Annotated in this window: 20 protein-coding genes; all 20 read right to left on the bottom strand. The window is 45.7% G+C overall.

All coding sequences use genetic code 11. The features are described 5' to 3' along the window. Nucleotides 1-35: 35 nt before the first annotated feature. The 20 genes from RG959_RS08105 to rimP all read right to left on the bottom strand — a co-directional run bounded on the left by RG959_RS08105 (nucleotide 36) and on the right by rimP (nucleotide 21,916). The gene (locus RG959_RS08105; protein ID WP_342796654.1) at nucleotides 36-1,124 is read right to left on the bottom strand and encodes a BMP family lipoprotein; all 1,089 of its coding nucleotides are present in this window, start codon (nucleotides 1,122-1,124) and stop codon (nucleotides 36-38) included. A gap of 45 nt (nucleotides 1,125-1,169) precedes the next feature. Next, nucleotides 1,170-1,895 (bottom strand): GntR family transcriptional regulator, encoded by a 726-nt coding sequence (locus RG959_RS08100; RefSeq protein WP_242234477.1) that lies wholly within the window; start codon nucleotides 1,893-1,895, stop codon nucleotides 1,170-1,172. Nucleotides 1,896-2,161: 266 nt separating this feature from the next. Further along, complete coding sequence (locus tag RG959_RS08095) at nucleotides 2,162-4,459, bottom strand: DNA translocase FtsK (protein ID WP_342796653.1); 2,298 nt, start codon at nucleotides 4,457-4,459, stop codon at nucleotides 2,162-2,164. Between the two features lie 102 nt (nucleotides 4,460-4,561). Continuing rightward, complete coding sequence (locus RG959_RS08090; protein ID WP_242234475.1) at nucleotides 4,562-6,229, bottom strand: ribonuclease J; 1,668 nt, start codon at nucleotides 6,227-6,229, stop codon at nucleotides 4,562-4,564. A 143-nt stretch (nucleotides 6,230-6,372) separates the two neighbouring features. After that, nucleotides 6,373-7,239 carry a 4-hydroxy-tetrahydrodipicolinate synthase gene (gene dapA / locus RG959_RS08085; RefSeq protein ID WP_342796652.1) on the bottom strand — a complete coding sequence of 289 codons (867 nt, stop codon included), beginning with the start codon at nucleotides 7,237-7,239 and terminating at the stop codon, nucleotides 6,373-6,375. Between the two features lie 42 nt (nucleotides 7,240-7,281). Then, complete coding sequence (gene dapG / locus RG959_RS08080; RefSeq protein ID WP_342796651.1) at nucleotides 7,282-8,490, bottom strand: aspartate kinase; 1,209 nt, start codon at nucleotides 8,488-8,490, stop codon at nucleotides 7,282-7,284. A 40-nt stretch (nucleotides 8,491-8,530) separates the two neighbouring features. Beyond that, nucleotides 8,531-9,583, bottom strand: a complete 1,053-nt coding sequence (asd, locus tag RG959_RS08075; RefSeq protein WP_242234472.1) for an aspartate-semialdehyde dehydrogenase — start codon at nucleotides 9,581-9,583, stop codon at nucleotides 8,531-8,533. A 173-nt stretch (nucleotides 9,584-9,756) separates the two neighbouring features. Then, nucleotides 9,757-10,362, bottom strand: coding sequence for a dipicolinate synthase subunit B (locus RG959_RS08070; protein ID WP_309087121.1), 606 nt, complete (start codon nucleotides 10,360-10,362; stop codon nucleotides 9,757-9,759). Between the two features lie 3 nt (nucleotides 10,363-10,365). Continuing rightward, on the bottom strand, nucleotides 10,366-11,238 hold the full coding sequence (dpsA, locus tag RG959_RS08065) for a dipicolinate synthase subunit DpsA (RefSeq protein WP_342796650.1): 873 nt from the start codon (nucleotides 11,236-11,238) through the stop codon (nucleotides 10,366-10,368). A 106-nt stretch (nucleotides 11,239-11,344) separates the two neighbouring features. After that, complete coding sequence (locus RG959_RS08060) at nucleotides 11,345-12,586, bottom strand: M16 family metallopeptidase (RefSeq protein ID WP_251270614.1); 1,242 nt, start codon at nucleotides 12,584-12,586, stop codon at nucleotides 11,345-11,347. 132 nt (nucleotides 12,587-12,718) lie between these two features. Further along, nucleotides 12,719-14,845, bottom strand: coding sequence for a polyribonucleotide nucleotidyltransferase (pnp, locus tag RG959_RS08055; protein ID WP_342796649.1), 2,127 nt, complete (start codon nucleotides 14,843-14,845; stop codon nucleotides 12,719-12,721). A gap of 77 nt (nucleotides 14,846-14,922) precedes the next feature. Beyond that, complete coding sequence (gene rpsO, locus RG959_RS08050) at nucleotides 14,923-15,192, bottom strand: 30S ribosomal protein S15 (protein WP_242234468.1); 270 nt, start codon at nucleotides 15,190-15,192, stop codon at nucleotides 14,923-14,925. 109 nt (nucleotides 15,193-15,301) lie between these two features. After that, nucleotides 15,302-16,264, bottom strand: coding sequence for a bifunctional riboflavin kinase/FAD synthetase (gene ribF, locus RG959_RS08045; protein WP_342796648.1), 963 nt, complete (start codon nucleotides 16,262-16,264; stop codon nucleotides 15,302-15,304). 22 nt (nucleotides 16,265-16,286) lie between these two features. Further along, nucleotides 16,287-17,180: a tRNA pseudouridine(55) synthase TruB gene (truB, locus tag RG959_RS08040; RefSeq protein ID WP_342796647.1), complete on the bottom strand. Its 894-nt coding sequence runs from the start codon at nucleotides 17,178-17,180 to the stop codon at nucleotides 16,287-16,289. 91 nt (nucleotides 17,181-17,271) lie between these two features. Next, nucleotides 17,272-17,622 carry a 30S ribosome-binding factor RbfA gene (rbfA, locus tag RG959_RS08035; protein ID WP_046175015.1) on the bottom strand — a complete coding sequence of 117 codons (351 nt, stop codon included), beginning with the start codon at nucleotides 17,620-17,622 and terminating at the stop codon, nucleotides 17,272-17,274. A gap of 24 nt (nucleotides 17,623-17,646) precedes the next feature. Beyond that, complete coding sequence (gene infB, locus RG959_RS08030; RefSeq protein WP_342796646.1) at nucleotides 17,647-19,626, bottom strand: translation initiation factor IF-2; 1,980 nt, start codon at nucleotides 19,624-19,626, stop codon at nucleotides 17,647-17,649. Between the two features lie 37 nt (nucleotides 19,627-19,663). Next, nucleotides 19,664-19,972 carry a YlxQ family RNA-binding protein gene (locus RG959_RS08025; protein WP_242234465.1) on the bottom strand — a complete coding sequence of 103 codons (309 nt, stop codon included), beginning with the start codon at nucleotides 19,970-19,972 and terminating at the stop codon, nucleotides 19,664-19,666. A gap of 1 nt (nucleotide 19,973) precedes the next feature. Beyond that, the gene (rnpM, locus tag RG959_RS08020; RefSeq protein WP_242234464.1) at nucleotides 19,974-20,249 is read right to left on the bottom strand and encodes an RNase P modulator RnpM; all 276 of its coding nucleotides are present in this window, start codon (nucleotides 20,247-20,249) and stop codon (nucleotides 19,974-19,976) included. Nucleotides 20,250-20,263: 14 nt separating this feature from the next. Next, on the bottom strand, nucleotides 20,264-21,400 hold the full coding sequence (gene nusA / locus RG959_RS08015) for a transcription termination factor NusA (RefSeq protein WP_342796645.1): 1,137 nt from the start codon (nucleotides 21,398-21,400) through the stop codon (nucleotides 20,264-20,266). 42 nt (nucleotides 21,401-21,442) lie between these two features. Beyond that, a complete protein-coding gene (rimP, locus tag RG959_RS08010; protein WP_342796644.1) occupies nucleotides 21,443-21,916 on the bottom strand; it encodes a ribosome maturation factor RimP in 474 nt (157 codons plus the stop codon). Between the last annotated feature and the right edge of the window lie 62 nt (nucleotides 21,917-21,978).

Here is a 21,978-nt window from a genome sequence, read left to right as displayed (position 1 = left end):
GATGCCGGCGTTCAGTCCGGCATCCGATAAACGGATTATTTTCCGCTTGGTTTTGTTGGCACTTCAACTTCACCATTTTTAATTTTATCTGTCCATTCTTTTACAGCAGCTTTTGATTCTTCTGTTAAGTTATCCTGTGTTGGCGCAATGCTTACACCGTTTGCCTCAAGACCATACTCAATCACTTCGCCGCCCGGGAATTCACCGTTTTGGGCTTTTGTTGCCACGTCTTGAACAGCAAGGTCTACACGTTTAACCATAGAAGTCAGCGTTACGTTCATTTCCTTGCCGCCTGCTGTTACTTTTCCTTCTTCTGCCTGGTCGCGGTCAACACCGATGACCCAGATTTCTTTGCTTGGATCTTTTTGTTTTAAGCTTTTCGCTTCTGTAAATACGCCGTTTCCTGTGCCGCCTGCTGCGTGGTAAATGATATCAGCACCGGAAGAGTACATAGCAGATGCCATTTGCTGGCCTTTATCCGCTTTATCAAATGCACCGGCATATTCAATAACAACGTCCGCGTCTGGATTTACAGCTTTGACACCGGCTTCAAAACCGCCGGCAAATTTGTCGATCAGTTCACTTTCAACTCCGCCAATAAATCCGACTTTGTCTGTTTTTGTTTGAAGGCCTGCTACTACCCCAACAAGGAATGAACCTTCATTTTCTTTGAATGTAATGCTTGTCACGTTATCTAAACCTTCTACCACATCATCCACAATCGCAAACTGGCTGTTTTTCCGCTGTTTTGCCACTTCTTCAATGGCTGGTTTTAACTTATAACCAATACCATACGTTAAATCAAAGCCATTTCGAACTGCAGTATTCAAGTTTGTTTTGTAATCGGCATCGCTTTTTGATTGAATGTAATCAAAACCATCCGTGCCTTTTTCAAGATTGTTTTCTTTACCGAATGCTTGAAGCCCTTCCCAGGCAGATTGATTAAAGGATTTATCGTCAACACCGCCGACATCTGTTACCATCCCAACCGTAAACTTATCGGATTCTCCTCCGCCGTTGCCGCCGCCATTATTATCAGCTTCTTCACCGCCGCCGCATGCACCTAAAATTGTGCCGGCTGCTAAAACCATGGACATTGCAAAACCAAAATTACGTTTTTTCATTCTTTTATGCCCCCTCTAGTAATTTAATTAACGTGGATGCCTGGATTACATACGTCTGCGCAGAACATGAAAACTGAACTTGTCCGCCCGAAAATAATTCACCGAGTACAAAACCGGCACATCATTCTCCGTATAATGAAGCTGCTTTAGGGCAAGCAATGCGGTTTCAGGCTCACAATCCAGAATCGGTGATACTTTTTCATGCCAGCCATATGGTTCAATGTTGGCTACAGCATGCGAAACAGGATGTGCAGCATGCTCGTCAAACAAGGTAAACAAGGATTCCTGTCCTGCGTCAAATTGCCCCGGAAACAGTACTTTCGGTATTTTATCAATACAATAAACAACCGGTACTCCGTTGGCGGTCCGCACACGCTCAATCACCATTAATTCCGCATCCGGCTCACATGCCAGCCTGCGCGCATCCTCCTCAGTTGCCTGCATCACTGCAGACGAGAGAAAAATGGTACTCGGTTCCATGCCAGCATTTACAATCATATCCGTCACACTGATCAACTGCTCAATGCCGGATGTGAATAATGGCTTGGAATGAACAAATGTGCCTACTCCATGACGCCGGATAATCACATTTTCCTCCTCGAGTATGCGCAGCGCTTCCCGAAGAGTGGCTCTGCTGACGCCAAGCTGTTTGGCCAGCTCAAATTCTGAAGGAAGCTTTTCTTTTTCTTTGTAGATCCCTTCTTCAATATCTTTTTTCAGCCGGTCAATTACCTGAAGGTATAAATGCCGGTTGTCCTGTTTAATGGACACGGAATCGTCACCACCTTTTCATTTCATTCGCACGAGACATCAGACCTCTGAGGTTTAACATTTACGCTAATTTCATTTAACATATCATTTTTTTTGATAATTGAAAAGATACTATTTAATAGTGAAAAGAAAGAATTTCTTAAACATTCTCCCATTCGTATTATTATACAAGCAAAGTAATAACTACAAAGAAACCGCTTTTAAAAACATGCATACGCTAGTAAAAAAGTTTTTTAAAAAAAGAACAGCCCTTCGGCTGTTCTTTTTTACATATGCTCTTCAGACGGCTTTGGAACAAGCACCGTTCTCGGTTTGCTTCCTTCGTACGGACCAATAACGCCTCTCATTTCCATTTCGTCAATTAAACGTGCTGCCCGGCTGTAGCCGATGCGAAAGCGGCGCTGCAGCATAGACACCGACGCAGTCTGCATTTCAGCAATCAGCTGCACCGCGTCATCATACAGCTCATCCTCCGACTGGCCGGCTGTTTCCGGCACATCTTCTGGAATCATTTCTTCCTGGTATTGCGCTTTTTGCTGGGCAATCACAAAATCTACGATATCTTCTACCTCTTCATCTGACAAAAAGGCACCTTGAACCCGAATCGGCTTTACTGCTCCAGACGGGTAAAAAAGCATATCCCCGCGCCCGAGAAGTTTTTCGGCACCGCCCATATCTAAAATGGTGCGGGAATCGGTTGCCGATGAAACAGAGAAGGCGATGCGCGAGGGGATATTCGCTTTAATAACGCCAGTAATAACATCTACAGATGGACGCTGCGTGGCAATAATTAAATGAATGCCGGCTGCCCGGGCCATTTGAGCAAGCCTTGTAATCGAATCTTCTACGTCGCTTGAAGCAACCATCATTAAGTCAGCCAGCTCGTCCACAATCACAACAATGTACGGCAAATGAGGCTGCTTCTCGCCCGTTTCGTTATTGTGCTTGGTTACATGCCCATTATAGCCTTCGATATTTCGCGTGCCTGTGTGTGAAAACAAATCGTACCGGCGTTCCATTTCCCCTACTACTTTTTTCAATGCCTGTGATGCTTTTTTCGCGTCTGTTACAACGGGGGCGAGCAAATGCGGAATGCCATTGTATACATTAAGCTCCACCATTTTCGGATCAATCATCATCATCTTCACTTCGTGCGGCTTAGCACGCATTAAAATACTGGTGATAATGCCGTTGATGCAGACACTTTTTCCGCTGCCCGTTGCCCCGGCAACAAGCAAGTGCGGCATTTTATTCAGTTCAGCTGCAATGGCTTCACCGGTAATATCACGCCCGAGTGCTGCTAAAAGTTTTGAATCCTTTTTTTCATTCTGCTTTGCTTCAATCACTTCACGAAAGCTGACCATCGCCACTTCAGCATTCGGCACTTCAATTCCTATAGCGGATTTGCCCGGAATTGGCGCTTCCATCCGAATGTCTTTTGCTGCAAGCGCCAGCGCCAAATCATCCGTCAAGCCGACAATTTTGCTTACCTTTACGCCGGTATCCGGCTGTACTTCATATTTAGTGACAGCCGGACCAAGATGGATCTGAGTCACTTTCGCTTTGACACCAAAGCTTTGAAAGGTTTTTTCGAGTTTTTGAGCATTTTTTTGAATATGTTTTTTTTCATTGCTTTGATCTGCCTGCTGCGGTTTTTGGAGAAGAGAAGCCGGCGGCAGCTTGTAGTCTTTGTTTTCTGATTCTGTAAACGATAGAACCGCTGGCTCTGCTTCCTGCGGTGCTGCCGGTTCATGTTTCTTCTGCAGCGCAGCCGGTTCTTCTGTGTAGGCTTTTTCAGCAAAGCTTGAAATAAGCGGTGCGGCCTCCGACATAACAGGCTCTTCTTTGCTTTCTACTTCAGGTAGAGCTTCTTTTACCGCTGCTCTCGGCTTGTCTTTCTCAGCCTGCTCCTGCTCCAGTTCCTTCCATTCTCTTCGCTCTGCCCACTGTTCCCTCGCTTGATGCCAGGCATCGTTCAGCTTTTCGCCCGCAAGAGCGGCGCCATGTACCAATTTTTCAACAAGCGGCTTGCCGCCTACTAACACAATCCCTGCGAAAAATAAAGTCAGTCCAAAAATCCATGTGCCCGGCCGGCCAAATAGAAAGAAAAAAAGATGAAATAAGGCTCCACCAATCATTCCGCCACCGATATCCATCGTTCCGACACCTGAAACGCTTTGTTTGTATAAATACCACGTTTCAGCTGTGTAATTCACACCTTCTGCCGGATTTTCAAACAGGCGAATATGCAGAAATACAAGCAGACTGGCAACCACCAGCAGGCTGCCCGTAATTTTACGTTCCCAAACCGGCGGCCGTTTTCGCCTTACAATCATATAAAGTGCCATACCGCATAGACCGATCAATCCGAGCGCATACAGCGTGCCAAAGAAAAAAGCGGCCGCTCCTTTAATAATAGCTCCAGCGACTCCGGTGCCAAGCAGCCCCACAGCGCAAAGGACAAAGATAAGAGCGCCGGCTCCCTGGATCTTCAATGATTCTATTTGCTTTTTTTCTTTATTGGTCCGGCGCCGGACCGGTTTTTTTCGTTTTTTTTGTGCCATGTCGTCACCCTACTTTTCATGATCTTTAAACAGTTGAAAGCAGCCGGTTTCGGCTGCTTTCACATTATATCATATGATCGACACATGAGAACATATGAGCGTTTATACTTCCATGATAATCGGCAGGATCATTGGACGCCGCTTTGTTTTTTCATGTAAGAATGAGTTTAATTGATCACGAATATCCTGCTTAATACCAGACCATTCAAATGTTTCACCCGCAAGATTTTTCTCGACAATACCTGTCACAAGCTTTACGGAATCATCGATCAGCTTTTCTGACTCGCGTACATACACAAAACCGCGTGAGATAATTTCCGGTCCGGCAACAATTCTTTTTTGTTTTTTGCTTAACGTAATCACAACCGTGAAAATGCCATCCTGTGACAACAGCTTTCGGTCACGAAGAACGATATTGCCTACATCTCCCACACCAATTCCGTCAATCAGGACATTGCCGGCGGTTACACGACCGGCCGGACGCATCTTTCCATTTTTAAATTCAATGACATCGCCTTTTTCCGGGATGTACGTATTTTCTTCCGGCACGCCAGTCGTTAGTGCCAGGTTTTTGTGTGCTTTAAGCATACGGTATTCCCCTTGAATCGGAATGAAATACGTCGGCTTCATTAAATTGAGCATAAACTTTAAGTCTTCTTGAGACCCGTGTCCGGAAACGTGCACACGGCGGCTGCCTGTTAACACATTTGCGCCGGCACGGTAAAGAAGGTTGACTGTTTTGGCCATCAGCAGCTCTAAGCCTGGAGATGGAGATGCAGTAATCAGAACCGTATCGCCTTCTTTGATTTTCACATGACGGTTTGTTCCCTTCGCCATTTTCTGAAGCGCCTCAATTGGCTCGCCTTGTACGCCTGTTGCGAGGATCACCACTTCATGATCAGCATGCTTGCTAATTTCATTTAAGCTGATTAAAATATCATCTTCGACCTGCAAATAGCCAAGCCGTATGGCAATATCATTTACACGCTGAATGCTTTTTCCGCTCACTGCTACCTTGCGGCCATTTTCATAAGCGGCATCAAATACCTGCTGCATACGAATTAAGTTAGACGCAAAAAGTGAAACGATAATCCGGCCTTCAGCTGAATGAAACGCATCTGAAAGCTGAGAGGCAATGACTGCCTCAGAAGTTGTATGACCCGGACGTTCAGCTTCTGTAGAGTCAGAAAGCAAAGCGAAAACACCATTTTTGCCAAGCGCCGCCATTTTGCCGATATCCGGTGCGTAGTGGCCTTTTGCACTTTGGTCAAATTTAAATTCACCTGTGTGTACGATGGCGCCTTCGGATGTGTGGATGGCGACACCGACAGAATCCGGAATGCTGTGTGTTGTCCGGAAAAAAGTCACGTCCGCATGATCAAAACGCAACTTCGATTCGGAATGAACCGTGTAAAATTTAACGTCTTCTTTTACATTCTCTTCACGCAGGCGCATCTTGGCAAGCGCCAGGGTTAATTTGGTTCCATATACAGGTGCCTGTACTTTTTTAAGTACATACCCGAGCGAGCCGATCGCATCTTCATGACCGTGCGTCAGGAAAATACCTTTCACTCGCTCCTTGTTTTCTTCCAGGTATGTAATGTCCGGAATGACAATATCGATTCCAAGCATTTCATTCTCAGGAAACATAAGGCCGGTGTCGATCACGAAAATATCCTGATCCACTTCTACGACTGTCATATTTTTCCCGACTTCCCCGACTCCGCCCAGCGGGATAATCTTAATTAATTCATTTGTTCTCTTGCTCACATTATTTCCTCCTAAACATTTAAAAGACCCGATCCAAACATTACGTCTATTATAAGCGATGAAGAAAATGAAAGCCAATACTATCTGCCAGGAAATAAGAAAAGCCGGTTTTTGCAGAAGTTCTGCAAAAACCAGCTTTATTTTTAAAGCAGTGTCGACAGGGTTGTTCGCTCCTCTTCTGTTAAAGGAAGAAGCGGCAGACGAACACCGCCCACATCGAGACCTTTCATTTGAAGAGCCGTTTTGACCGGCACCGGATTTGGTGCGGCAAACAATCCGCGGAAAAGCGGAAGAAGGGTTTGATGGATGGAAGCTGCTGTTTGAACATCTCCACTTAAATAAGCATTCACCATTTGCTTCATTTCTTTTCCAGCCACGTGAGATGCGACAGAAATGATTCCTGTGCCTCCTACCGAAAGAACCGGCAGTGTCAGCCCGTCATCACCGCTGTATACAAGAAAATCATCTCCAGTATTTGCGACGATTTCTGTGATGATATCCAGGCTGCCGCTCGCTTCTTTTGTTGACATGATATTTGGTACTTCATTGGCAAGACGGATCGTTGTTTTTGGCTCAATTAAAACAGAAGAACGGCCCGGAATGTTATAGATCATAACGGGAAGATGAGTAGATTCCGCTACTGTTTTAAAGTGCTGGAACAACCCTTCCTGGTTCGGTTTATTGTAATAAGGAGCCACGAGCATAATGGCGTCAACGCCTTCTGCCTCCGCTTTTTTCGTTAATTCAATGGACGCTTTTGTATTGTTGCTTCCCGTACCGGCAACGACCGGAATACGGCCATTGACTACTTTAACGGTATGGCGGAAAAGCGCCACTTTTTCCTCAGTTGTAAGTGTTGGTGATTCACCGGTTGTTCCCGCTACGACAAGCGAATCGGTTCCGGTTCCGATTAAATGTTCAATCAGCTGTGTGGTTTTTTCGAAATCAATGTTTCCTTTTGAGTCAAACGGCGTCACCATTGCCGTCGACAACCGGCCGAAAGAAATCATGTGCAATCGCCTCCTAATTCCGGCTTCCTCAATCAATTCAGCCTATTCATTTATTTGTTCAAGTAAAAATGCATCATGCAGCGCATTAACAGCAGCCGGCATCTGGCCTTCTTTCACTAACACCCAGATCGTCGTATGACTGTCCGCGGACTGCATAATAGAGATACCTTTTGCAGCGAGCGCTGAAACAATTTTCGATGTAACTCCCGGTACGCCTGTCATGCCAGCGCCTACAACTGACACTTTCGCACAATCAGGGTCGAGAAGCGGAGTATATCCATTTTCTTCTAAACGCTGCTTTGCTTTTGGCGCATCTGCGTCTACAACCGTGTACGTGACACGGTCTTCAGAAATGTTGATAAAATCGACACTGATGCCTTCTGACGCCATCAATGCAAAAATCTCCGCCTGCTCTGTCGTTTGTATTCGAATGCGCGTGATGCCCGTTACGTGGGCAATCCCCGTCACAAGCCGGTCACGTGTATCAGAGCCGCGGTTTTCATCCGGAGAAGAAGTGACAAGGGTACCTGTTTCCTCCGAATACGTAGACCGTATACGAAGCGGCACCTTCGCCTGCATAGCAATTTCCACAGCCCGCGGATGAATGACTTTCGCACCTTGATAAGCCATGTTGCATACTTCTGTATAAGTTACAACAGACAATGGCCGAGCATTTTTGGCAATTCTCGGATCGGCTGTCATAATTCCGTTTACATCTGTAAAAATGTCGATAAAATCGGCCTGCAATGCTGCACCGAGCGCTGCTGCAGACGTATCGCTGCCGCCGCGTCCAAGAGTTGTAATTTCACCTGTGCTTGTCGCACCTTGAAAGCCTGCTACGACAACGACGTCGCACGCTTCAAATTCTTTGAGCAGCCTTGACGGCTCGATTTTGACAATTTTCGCATCCGTATGGTTATGGTCCGTTAAAAAGCCGGCTTGAGCGCCCGTAAGCGCAACAGACGACAGCCCGTTTTCTTTCAGCATCGCTGAAAAAACAAGACTGGAAATAAGCTCTCCGGTTGACATGAGCAGGTCTGTTTCCCGCTTTGTCAACACCCCTGTCCCGCTTCCTGCAAGCGAAAGAAGCGTATCCGTCGCATACGGATCGCCTTTTCGCCCCATCGCAGAAACTACGACAACTACCTTATATCCTTCACGGACCGCGCGCTGTACATGACTAAGAGCGCTCAGCCGCGACTGTTCATCACGGACAGATGTCCCGCCAAACTTTTGAATGATGATGTTCACATTATACACCTGGCTTTCTCAATTAGGAGTGGCAGCCGGCTTATTTTTCTGTTACAAGGCCCATTTCAATTAACGTCTCAGCAATCTGAACAGAATTCCAAGCTGCTCCCTTTAACAGATTATCAGAAACAACCCACATATGGAAACCGTTATCTGTATCAAGATCTTTACGAATCCGTCCAACAAAAGTATCATTTTTGCCTACGCAATCTGCCGGCATTGGGTAAAGCTGTTCAGAAGGATTATCCTGCAGCACAACACCTGGAGCGTCTTTTAGCAGAGCCTGGATATCCGCTGCGCTCAAGCCGCCTTTTTCTGTTTCAAAATAAAGAGATTCTGAGTGGCCCGTTGCAATTGGCAGGCGGACACACGTTGCGGCAACCGGCAGGTCTTCCATATGCATAATTTTCTTTGTTTCATTAATCATTTTCATTTCTTCATATGTGAAGCCGTTATCTTGGAATTTATCAATTTGCGGAATAGCGTTGAATGCAATTTGATAATGTTTTTTGTCGCTGCCGACTGGTAAAATCTTCGGCTCAAACGATTCATTGTTTACGATCGCTTTTGTCTGGCTGTAAAGTTCTTCAACTGCTTTTGTTCCCGCACCAGATACAGCCTGGTACGTAGAAACGATTACTTTTTTCAAGCCTGCTGCCTGGCGAATCGGCTCAAGCGCTACAAGCATTTGAATCGTTGAGCAGTTCGGGTTGGCGATGATGCCATTATGATTACGCAAATCTTCTTTGTTGACTTCCGGCACGACAAGCGGCACATCCGGATGCATACGGAAAGCACTTGTATTATCGATCACGATCGCACCGCGTTTTGCCGCTTCTGGAGCCAATGCTTCTGATACGCTGCCTCCTGCGGAAAACAGGGCGATATCGATTCCTTCAAAGCTCTCTGGCTTTGCTTCTTGAACTGTTACTTCTTCGCCTCTAAAAGAAACGGTTTTTCCCGCTGAACGGGCGGATGAAAGAAGCGTCAATGTCTTAATCGGGAAATTGCGCTCTTCCAATGTTTTTAGCATTTGCTGTCCGACCGCTCCCGTCGCCCCAACGACGGCTACGTGAAAACCTGTGTTACTCATTCAAATCTTCCCCTTCCGGTAATAAAAGTTCATCTTTTTGTATAAAGATACATTGTCGAATTATCATGAATGTTGAAAATAGTATCTTGATACCGATAATAGCACTATTTTAACACATTAAAGGACGATGGAAAGAAGAAAATCAATGGGAAATAAAAAAAGCGGTGATTTCTTTAAACGGTTGAAGACGGATATTCTTTCAGCAGCGGCTGAATTTGTTTATGGGAAAGGGCTTGTGAAACCGTTGCGGGAATCAAATCCATAAACGCCACTAAAGAATTTGGTTTTTTAATGGGATCGTCCTGGCCAAAAGGAACAAAATAAATATTTTTCATATTTAAGAGCTTCACAATATTTTGGCTGTTTAATCCAAGCGCATCGTTTGTTGAAACAGCGACCACCACAGGGCTTCCATTCCGCAGTGTAGCCTTGGCAGCCATTAAGACGGGAGAGTCTGTAGCAGCGTTGGCAAATTTACTGATGGAGTTTCCGGTCATAGGCGCGATCACCATGCAATCTACTGGATTTTTTGGTCCCAGCGGTTCAGCATCTTGAATGGTTGTAATCGCTTTTTGGCCTGCTACCTCTTCTACTTTCTTCAGCCACTCTCCTGCCGAACCGAACCGGCTTGCTTCTTTTTGCACTGTATTCGTTGCCACCGGCACTACCTCGGCTCCCAGTTCTTTTAACTTTGCCACGACCGGCACTATTTCTTCAAATGTACAATGTGATCCTGTGATCCCGAACCCAATCCGACGCCCTTTTAACGATAGGTCCACTTCTTACAATCCCCTTTCTTCTTTCCATTCTTTTACAGCATCCCATAAAACATGAGCCAGTATTTCCCCAGCTGTTTTCGGCGCTACTTTGCCCGGCAGGCCTAGAGCATGAATGGCTTCTATTCCTGCTTTTTGGGCAGCTTCGAAATCCGTTCCTCCCGGTTCAGAGGCGAGATCAATCACTAGAGAGCCCGGCTTCATTTGCTCTAATATTTCTTTTGTTAAAACCATATCCGGCACTGTATTGACCACAATGTCGGCTCGTTTAATTTCTTCTTTCATGCTTTCCATATAAAAAGGATACAGGCTCATTTCTTTTGCTCTAGCAAACTTCCCTGTTTCCCGGACCGCTGCCGTTACATGAGCACCGGCCTGATGGAACAGCCGGGCCGTTGTAATACCGACGCGGCCAAGCCCGATCACCATCACATTGGCCCCGTGAATGGTATGATCCGTTTTTTGCATGGCGATCATCAGGGTTCCTTCAGCTGTCGGAATAGAGTTAAGCACCGCTGCGTCTTCCCGGTCGAAAATATACAGAATGTCACGGTCTACTATGCTTTTTAAAGCTGGTGTTTCAATGCCGCTTACGATAATGCAATTGGGTGACAGAGACTCGGCAATTTCTTTTGTCATGAAAAGCGGTTTTGATGAAAACGGGGCATCCACTACCCCTCCTTTTTTCACGCCCGAAACCGGCAATATAAACAAGTCCATCAACTGATAGGACACATCTTCCGGTTTCAGAACCTGTGCGCCTGAGAGTTCCTTCTTTGCCTGATCAAATCCAGCCATGTACACATGGATGCCGCGTTCCATTAACAGGCGGCCCATCTCAATCTGTCTGGCATCTCCGCCATAAATCAATGCTTTCACCTAAATCTCCTCCAATTGCGGCGTATTCTTTTTATTGTATGAACCGCCATTTTTCCCTGTGCGTTCTGTTTTGTTCCAAAAAAAAGAATCCACTCTTTGAGCGGATTCAAATTTGGGCTGTTTTCGGCCATTTGCCATCCGGGCTGATCAGCGCGGCTGAGAATGGTTTATTAAACAATTCTGCTGCCAGTGCGTCCACCCGGTCTTTTGTTACGTTATCAATTAGTGAGACGACTTCATCAAGCGTACGGTGGCGCTTAAGAAGCAGCTCGTTTTTTCCATTACGGCTCATACGGCTGTTTGTGCTCTCCAGGCTAAGCATTAAGCTGCCTTTAAGCTGTTCTTTACTGTTTTGAAGCTCTTTTGGTGTAATTCCTTCCTTTTTAACAAGGTCGATGGACTTCATAATGGTCGCATATAATTCTTCCAGCTGTTCGGCTCCTGTTCCACCATAAAATGTGATCAGACCCGTATCTTTATAAGAAGAATGGTACGAGTACACGGAATACGCAAGACCCCGTTCTTCACGAACTTCCTGGAAAAGACGGCTAGACATGCTTCCACCGATAATATTATTGAGTACGATTAAATTGTAAATGTCTTTGTCTCCGATTGGGACACCTTCATATCCAAAGCATAAATGCGCTTGCTCTGTTTCTTTCGAGCGTGCTTTTTTCTCATGGTAAAAGTGGGAAACAGCCTCCATGGCCGGCGCTTTGCCGCCTTCGTACTCTCCAAAAAGAGCTTCTGCTTTTTTCACGAGCTCTTCTGTAATATTGCCTGCGATCGAAATGACTACCCGATCCGGTGTATACATGTTGTACATGTATTCTTTGAGCGTGTCACGTGTGAAAGCTGCCAATGTTTCTTCTGTCCCCAAAATCGGAAGGCCAAGCGGATGGTCACCGTAAGCGGCGCTGCTAAGCAAATCATGAACGATATCGTCCGGCGCGTCTTCATACATTTTAATTTCCTCTAAAATAACATTGCGCTCTTTTTCAAGCTCTTCTGTATCAAATTTAGAATGGAAAAACATATCTGCCAGCACATTTAAAGCGTGCTCTGCATGATTATCAAGCACCTTTGCATAGTAGCACGTGTATTCTTTTGACGTAAAAGCATTTACTTGACCGCCGATGCTGTCAAAGCTTTCTGCTATTTCTTTTGCACTTAATGTATCTGTTCCTTTAAAGAACATATGTTCAAGAAAATGGGATACACCGTTTAGTTCTGGTGACTCGTCACGGGATCCTGTTGCAATCCATATGCCAATTGCAGCGGACCGAACCGTGGTCATTTCTTCTGTTACGATGGTCACGCCATTCTTGCATGTAAATCGTTTTATCAACGTAATCATATCCCCCTAGTTTCTGTTCATCTTGTTGACCACATCACAATATCAATGAATAACAATATCATACTTCGCTGCCAAAAGCTATAAAAAAAGCAGAGACTTCACACGAAGTCCCTGCCTTTAATGTTACTGCTGCTGTTTAGCTGCTTCTTCTTTTTCACGCTGTTCTTTTAAAACAGCTTTTCTAGACACATTTACGCGCCCTTGATTATCAATGGCAATTACTTTAACAAGGATTTCATCGCCTATTTTCAATACATCTTCTACCTTGCCCACCCGCTCTTCAGCAAGCTCGGAAATGTGCACAAGACCGTCTTTGCCTTTGAACAGCTCAACAAAAGCGCCGAATTTTTCAATACGCTTTACTTTTCCCATGTAAAGCTCGCCGACTTGTACTTCACGTACAATGTCTTCGATAATTTTCTTCGCCCGTTCATTGTCTTCCTGGTTCACCGATGAAATAAAGACGGTTCCGTCTTGTTCAATATCGATTTTTACGCCAGTTTCTTCAATAATTTTATTGATTTGTTTGCCGCTCGGCCCAATAACATCACGGATTTTATCTGGGTTGATGGTCATGGTCACAATTTTCGGCGCGTAAGCCGACAATTCATTGCGCGGCGTATCAATTACAGACAGCATATGCTCTAAAATATGCATTCTGCCTTCTTTTGCCTGCTGAAGCGCTTCTTCTAAAATCTCACGGCTTAATCCGTCGATTTTAATATCCATTTGAAGAGCGGTCACGCCTTTTGCTGTACCGGCTACTTTAAAGTCCATATCACCAAGGTGGTCTTCCATGCCTTGAATATCAGACAATACTGTATAATGCTCGCCAGACTTAACAAGACCCATTGCAATACCAGCTACAGGCGCTTTAATTGGTACACCTGCATCCATCATCGCCATTGTGCTTGCACAAATACTCGCTTGAGATGAAGATCCGTTCGATTCAAGCACCTCTGATACAAGGCGAATCGTATACGGGAAGTCTTTTTCATCAGGGATAATTGGATAAAGAGCACGCTCTCCAAGAGCACCATGCCCAATTTCCCGGCGGCCCGGTGCACGAAGCGGACGTGTTTCCCCTACGCTGAACGAAGGGAAATTGTAATGGTGCATAAACCGTTTTGATTCTTCCGTTCCAAGACCGTCCAAAATTTGCACATCACCTAAAGCACCAAGCGTAGCTACACTCAGTACCTGTGTTTGTCCACGGGTAAACATAGCAGAGCCATGTGTACGTGGAAGTAATGTGGTTTCGGAAGAAAGCGGACGAATTTCGTTGATCTTCCGGCCGTCTGGACGAATTTTTTCAACGGTAATCAAACGGCGCACTTCTTCTTTAACGAGTTTTTCCAGAATAGCAGAGGCTTCAGCCAGCACTCCTTCTTCTTCGCCTTCCGAAAGAAGCGCTTCTTTCACAGCATTTTTCACTTCTGTGATCGCTTCCTCGCGCGCATGCTTTTCAGGTGTTTGAATCGCCTGCTTCATATCCGCTTCACACATTGCACGAATTTTGGCTTCCAGCACTTTGTCGTTTTCATAAAGAACAACTTCACGCTTTTCTTTGCCGCATGCAGCGACAATTTCTTCCTGGAAAGCGATTAAGCGCTTGATTTCTTCGTGGCCAAACATAATCGCTTCAAGCATCACTTCTTCTGGTACTTCGTCTGCTCCCGCTTCAACCATGTTGATTGCTTCTTTAGTACCAGCGACCGACAAATCAATGTCACTTTTTTCCTGCTGCTCCACTGTCGGGTTGATCACGAAAGAACCGTCTACACGGCCGACGTTTACCCCGGCAATTGGACCTTCGAATGGAATATCTGATACTGACAGCGCCAGTGAGGAACCGAACATTGCAGCCATTTCAGGTGAGCAGTCCTGGTCTACACTCATGACCATGCTGATCACTTGAACTTCATTACGGAATCCATCGGCAAAAAGCGGACGAATTGGGCGGTCAATTAACCGGCTTGCCAGTGTCGCTTTTTCACTCGGACGGCCTTCTCTTTTAATAAATCCGCCTGGAATTTTACCTGCGGCATAAAGACGCTCTTCGTAGTTTACTGTTAACGGAAAGAAATCCACTGCTTTCGCTTCCTTAGAAGCTGTTGCAGAACTAAGTACGACCGTATCGCCGTAGCGAATTAGCGCTGAACCATTGGCCTGCTTCGCGATTTGTCCTATTTCAACCGTTAATTCGCGTCCTGCCCAGTCGATGGAAAATGTTCTTTTTCCCTGCTCCATTTGGTTGCACCTCTCTTTATTTAAAAAAACGTTTTTTTCCTAACAAAAAAGCGGGAAAAATCCCGCTTTATCGTGAATTATCGGCGCAAACCGAGCTTTTGGATCAACTCGCGGTAACGTGCTACATCCTTGTTACGAAGGTATGAAAGCAGGTTACGACGGCGGCCGACCATTTTTAGAAGACCGCGACGTGAATGGTGGTCTTTTTTATGTGTACGTAAGTGATCATTCAACGTGTTGATTTGTTCAGTTAATACAGCGATTTGAACTTCTGGAGACCCAGTGTCGCTTTCGTGTGTTCTGTACTCCTGAATTAGTTCGTTTTTGCGTTCTTGTGTTAATGCCATTTGTAATTCCTCCTTTAAATTGATTCATCCCCGTCAGCCGAGCATGCGTTGGAGATTCGCGATGCCAAGCAGCGGTTCAAAATGTCAAGCACTTCTTATTATAAGAAATTTATGCTTTTTCGTCAAGACGTTTGCTGTCGAAGAAATGTACAGCTGCTTTTTTATCCCGTTCAATTTGTGCAGCCAGCTCTTCAATACCGCTAAACTTTTGCTCCCCGCGCAGCCGAATAAACCAGTCCACTTCCACTTCTTCTCCGTAAATATCCCCCGTATACCGAAAAATATGCACTTCGATTGATAAAACCGGCTTGTCCGGACTTTTAAATGTTGGACGGAACCCAACATTGCACACCCCTTCATGCCATTCATTTTTCACACGGATTTTCACAGCGTATACACCGGTGCGCGGCAGGAAATAATCATCATCGGGTTCGATATTCGCGGTGGGAAAACCCATTTTCCGGCCGCGTTTATCACCGTGAATAACCGTCCCGTGCATCCGGTAAGGGCGGCCGAGTAAATCGGACGCATCGCGTACAAGTCCTTCCGAAAGCAGCTTTCTTATTTTGGTCGAACTTACTTTTTCCTCCCCAAATTCAAGCTTATCAACAGATGTAAAAGCAAATGCCCCGCGTGAATGAAACAGTAATGTTTCCATCGTTCCTTTTCCAAGACGGCCGTATGTATAATCAAAACCGGCCGTCACGTGCTGAACATTTAAACCAATGATATACTGGTCTACAAACTGCTGTGGTTCGAGGGCTGCAAAATCAGACGTAAATCGGACCACGAACAAATAGTCAATACCGAGATCAGCGATCAAACGCTTTTTTTCCTCAAGAGGAGTAATATAGCGGATATGCTGATGCTTTCTGCCAAGAACAACAGACGGATGAGGATCAAACGTCATCACGGCACTTTTCCAGCCGTGCATATCCGCCGTTTTTTTAGCAGCAGAGATTACCTGTTGATGCCCTTTATGTACCCCGTCAAAAAACCCAAGCGCAAGCGCCATCGGTTCGAATTCTTCTTTTTTATGGCTGTGCGGGTGGCGCAGCATAATAACATCCATACATTTCACACCTGTCTCTCTGTCATTGTGGCATCACTTTAACCGGCTTGATCAGCCCTGTTTTTTCCGGATGAACCTGGTAGATGGCCAATAGTTCCCCGTTTAAATAAACAGCTGCTTCGGACTCCCCAGCCGGCCACTGGGCAGGCTTCGACAAAACAGCCCCATTCTTTACCTTTACTGCTACTGTATCATTTACGATCCACTTCGGCAAATGAGAAACCGCTGTTTCAACCGGCTTTAAGACGTCCTCTGGAGCCCGTTCCGCCAGCACAGACAGCGTGACGCAGTCGTCTTCACCAAAGCCTCCTGAATGGGTACGTACTAAGCGTGACATATGCGCCGGGTAGCCGAGCTTTTCGCCAATCATTACAGCCAAAGTTCGAATATAGGTCCCTTTCCCGCAAGAAACGCGAATGGAAAAGCGGACTTTTTCATTTTCCTGTTCGATTGGGCTGATTCGCTCAATGCTGTAAATAGAGACGATCCGTGACGGGCGCTCTACCGTTTGTCCGGCCCGTGCATATTCATATAAACGCCTGCCGTTCACTTTTACAGCCGAGTACATAGGTGGTATTTGCTCAATTTCACCAGTGAGGCTTTGGAGCACACTTTCAAGCTCGGCATCCGTAATAGACCGGTCAACCGCCCTTGACTCCACCACTGCTCCGGACGCATCCTCCGTTTCTGTTGAAAAGCCAATGGTTACTTCTGCCTCATAGGTTTTTCCACTGTCGGTAATATATTCAGCGAGCCTCGTTGCTGTCCCGATACAAAGAGGAAGCACGCCTTCTACATCGGGATCGAGTGTACCCGTATGGCCTACTTTTTTCGTACGAAGAATTTTACGGGCTTTAAATACACAGTCATGTGATGTCATTCCTTTTTCTTTCCATAGCGGCAAAATGCCATTCATATTTCAAGCCTCCTTTTGCTTTTGCTATCAAAAAAAAGCGCCTGATCAAGCAGCCGACATTCCTGCTGCTTCTCAAGGCGCTCTTTTTGTATTACGACGGGTCTGAGTCTCTTAATTCCCGCAGCAGCGTATCGATTTTGTTTCCGTACGCAACTGATTCATCAAACTCAAACATAAGCTCCGGGGTTTTACGAAGGCGGATTCGAGTTCCAAGTTCAGAACGGATAAATCCTTTTGCTTTCGCTAATGCCTTCAGTGTGCCCTCCCGCTCTTCTTCACCGCCAAGCACCGTAATATAAACGGTTGCCTGCTGCAGATCTCCGGTAACCTCTACATCCGTTACAGTTAGAAATCCGATACGGGGATCTTTAACTTTCCGGCTTAAAATTTCCGTCAGTTCTTTTTTCATTTGTTCCGCCACACGATTAGAACGCATTGACATACTTCTCACTCCTTGGGACGAAGGTTACTTACGTTCGATTTCCTGTTCGATAAACGCTTCAATAACATCGCCTTCTTTGACATCATTAAAGCCACGAATAGTAATCCCGCACTCATAGCCCTGCGCGACTTCTTTTGCATCATCTTTGAAGCGTTTCAGCGCATCGACTTCTCCTTCGAAAATAACGATGCCGTCGCGAATCAAGCGGACGCCTGAATCACGTGTGATTTTCCCTTCTGTTACATAGCTTCCCGCAATTGTACCGATTTTAGACACTTTGAATGTCTGGCGTACTTCCGCTTGTCCGATAATTTTTTCTTCAAATTCCGGATCAAGCATTCCTTTCATCGCAGCCTCGATTTCTTCGATGACTTTGTAGATAATACGATGCAGACGTACTTCTACTTCTTCCGCTTCCGCCGTGCGTTTTGCATTCACATCCGGACGCACATTGAATCCAATAACGATGGCATTTGAAGCAGAAGCCAAAATAATATCTGATTCTGTAATCGCACCGGCACCGGTATGGATGATTTTTACGTTTACGCCTTCTACTTCAATTTTTTGAAGAGCAGCCGCTACCGCTTCAACCGATCCTTGTACATCGGCTTTTAAAACGATGTTTAAATCTTTCATTTCCCCTTGTTTCATATGTTCAAACAGGTTATCAAGGCTGACTTTTGTTTTCTCGCTCCGCTGTGCCAAAAGAGCATCCTGCGCACGGGATTCCCCGATTTGACGTGCTGTTTTCTCGTCTTCGAATACGACGAATCGATCACCCGCAAGCGGCACTTCATTCAATCCGGTAATTTCAACCGGGGTAGACGGGCCAGCTGTTTTAACACGGCGGCCAATGTCGTTTACCATGGCGCGGACACGTCCAAATGTGTTTCCAACAACAATCGGGTCACCGACATTTAACGTACCGTTTTGAACAAGCAATGTTGCTACAGAACCGCGGCCTTTATCCAGCTCGGCTTCAATAACTGTACCCATTGCTTTTCGTTTTGGATCTGCTTTTAATTCTTCTACTTCTGCAACAAGAAGAATCATCTCGAGCAATGTATCAATACCTTCGCCGTGTTTTGCTGAAAGTGGAACGAAGATGGTATCGCCGCCCCATGCTTCAGGAACAAGTCCATGCTCTGTTAATTCCTGCATCACACGATCCGGATTTGCAGCCGGCTTATCAATTTTGTTTACAGCAACGATAATCGGCACTTCTGCTGCTTTTGCGTGGTTGATGGCTTCAACGGTCTGCGGCATAACACCGTCATCTGCTGCCACTACAAGAATGGTAATATCGGTTACTTTCGCACCACGTGCACGCATTGTTGTAAACGCAGCGTGTCCTGGTGTGTCAAGGAATGTAATCTTTTTGCCGTTTGCTTCAGCTTGGTAGGCACCGATATGCTGCGTAATACCACCAGCTTCGCCTTCTGTTACTTTTGTGTTACGGATAGAATCCAAAAGTGTCGTTTTTCCGTGGTCAACGTGACCCATAATGGTTACAACAGCCGGACGTTCAACCGCAGTTTCTTCAGTATCTTCTTCTTCAAAATATGTTTCAAGGTCTGCTTTATCGATTAAAATTTCTTCTTCTACCTCTACGTTAAACTCTCCTGCCACAAGTTCAATGGCATCTTTATCAAGCTCCTGGTTAATCGTTGCCATTACGCCGAGCATAAACAATTTTTTAATGACATCAGATGGTTCAACGTTCATTTTCTTGGCAAGCTCGCCTACTGTTAAAGAACCCGAGAAAACAATTTTTTCCGGAATTTCTTTCTTTTTCACTGGAATTGGCTGTTTCGGTGCTCCTTTACGCTGTCCACCGGAACGGCCTTTTCCGCGTGGCCCGCCGTTAATGCCGCGGGAACCCGGTTTTGAACCGCCCTGCTTTTGCTGGCCTGGTCTAGAACCTGTTGGCTTCGGCTTTGCCGGTCCACGATTTCCCGCCGGTTTGTTCGTAGTTGATTGTTGATTATTCGGTTTATTATTCAAATTCAAACAGCCTCCTTGTCATGACAGATCGCTTCTGTCACTCCTCCTCGATAAGCGTTTTAAGCTTTTTAGCAAAACCGGTGTCCGTTACCGCCACAACGACACGCGCTTCTTTGCCAATGGCCTGTCCGAGTACTTCGCGATTTTCTACGCGGCGCACCGGCACTTTGTAAAAAGCTGCTTTATCCGTTATTTTCTTTTCTGTGTTGCGGGATGCATCTTTTGATAAAAGAACCAGTTTTGCATTCCCGCGCTGTATTTCTTTTACGGTCAGTTCTTCACCGGTAATCAGCTTGCCGGCCCGGTTGGCAAGACCGAGAAACGAAGCCCATGGATGTACGGCCATCTCAGTCGTTGCCTTTCGCCACAAGCTCAAATAATTCTTCATAAATAGATGGCGGCACTTCCGCACTCAGCTGCCGTGCCAGCACATTTTTCTTTTGAGCTGCTTCCACCGCTTCTTTCGTCCGGGAAACATAAGTGCCCCGTCCCGATTTTTTGCCGGTTGGGTCAACGGACACTTCGCCTTCCTTCGACCGGACAATGCGGATCATTTCTTTTTTGGGTTTCATTTCTCCTGTTGCCGCACACTTTCTAAGCGGCACTTTTTTAGGCATTGGCATTGCAGTACGCCTCCTTATTCGATTTCTTCAGAAAAGAAATCTTCAAGGTTGTTGTTCGACGGCTCTGTATCGTCTTCATCCTGCTCGGCTGTTTTTCCGCTTGGATAAATGCCTGCTGCCCGAGCGTCCGTTTCACTTTTGATATCAATTTTCCAGCCTGTTAGTTTCGCTGCAAGACGGGCGTTTTGACCGCGCTTGCCGATAGCCAGTGATAATTGATAATCCGGTACGATAACGGTTGTTGCTTTGTTTTCCTCATCCACCATAACCTCAACGACTTTAGCCGGGCTGAGGGCATTAGCCACAAAGACAACCGGATCTTCTGACCACTGAACGATATCGATTTTTTCGCCTTTCAGCTCGTTTACGATTGCCTGAACGCGATTGCCTTTCGGACCGACGCATGCGCCAATCGGATCCACTTCCGGGTTTTCTGCATGAACAGAAATTTTGGAACGGTCGCCTGCTTCGCGTGATACCGAGCGAATTTCAACAGTGCCGTCAAAAATTTCCGGCACTTCAATTTCAAACAAGCGCTTCAGAAGTCCTGGATGTGTGCGTGATACATAAATTTGCGGGCCTTTTGTTGTCCGCTCCACTTTTGTAATAAACACTTTGATTCGATCATGCGGCTTGTATGTTTCATTCGCCATTTGCTCTGCCTGTGGCAAAAGCGCCTCGATTTTGCCAAGGCTTACATAAATAAAGCGGGCATCCTGGCGTTGTACAATACCGGTCATAATATCTTCTTCACGGTCGATAAATTCTGAATAAATAATTCCGCGTTCTGCTTCACGAACACGCTGCGTTACAACTTGCTTTGCTGCTTGAGCTGCAATCCGGCCAAAATCTTTTGGTGTTACTTCCATTTCGACCACATCGCCAATTTCATACGAAGGATTGATTTGTACTGCATCAGCCAACGCAATTTCCAAACGGAAGTCGAATACTTCCTCTACAACCTCTTTCCGGGCAAACACACGCATTGAGCCGGCTTCTAAATTCAGCTCCACCCGAACGTTTTGTGCCTGGTTAAAATTGCGTTTATACGCTGAGACAAGTGCTGCTTCAATTGCTTCAATTAACAAACTGCGCTCAATGCCTTTTTCTTTCTCAAGATAAAGCAACGCATCATATAATTCTGAACTCATTGGCCAAAAAGCCTCCTTACATCCATATCTTATTAAATTTTTTTAAAATGTGACAGCCAGACGCGCTTTTGCCACTTTGGAAAGTGGAACCGTTACTTGCTTTTTGCGGGTTTTAACCATATATTCTACAGTCAGCTCGCCATCTGCAAACGAAAGAAGTGTTCCTTCAAATGTTTTTTCCCCATCAATTGGCTCATAAAGCTTAATGTTCACATGCCGGCCGACAGCCCGTTCGAAATCCTGCTCTTTTTTAAGCGGGCGCTCTGCCCCTGGTGATGAAACTTCAAGGAAATAATTGTGTGGAATCGGGTCCGGGTCGAGTGCATCAAGCTTTTCGCTCAACCGTTCGCTGACCGCTGCGCACTCTTCAATGTCCACGCCGTTTTCTTTGTCAATGTAGAGGCGCAAAAACCAGTTTTTCCCCTCTTTTACATACTCTGTTTCAACGAGTTCGAGGTTTAATTCTTCAATGATTGGTACGGCGATTTGTTCAACCGTTTCGATGATTTTGCTCATTTTTTATCCTCCCGCATGAAAAAATTTGTTTCGGAACATCCCCGCAACAAACACGAAAGAGT

This window comes from Domibacillus sp. 8LH, assembly GCF_038806185.1.
Classification (GTDB): domain Bacteria; phylum Bacillota; class Bacilli; order Bacillales; family Domibacillaceae; genus Domibacillus; species Domibacillus indicus_A.
This window is presented reverse-complemented; position numbering and strand designations above follow the sequence as displayed.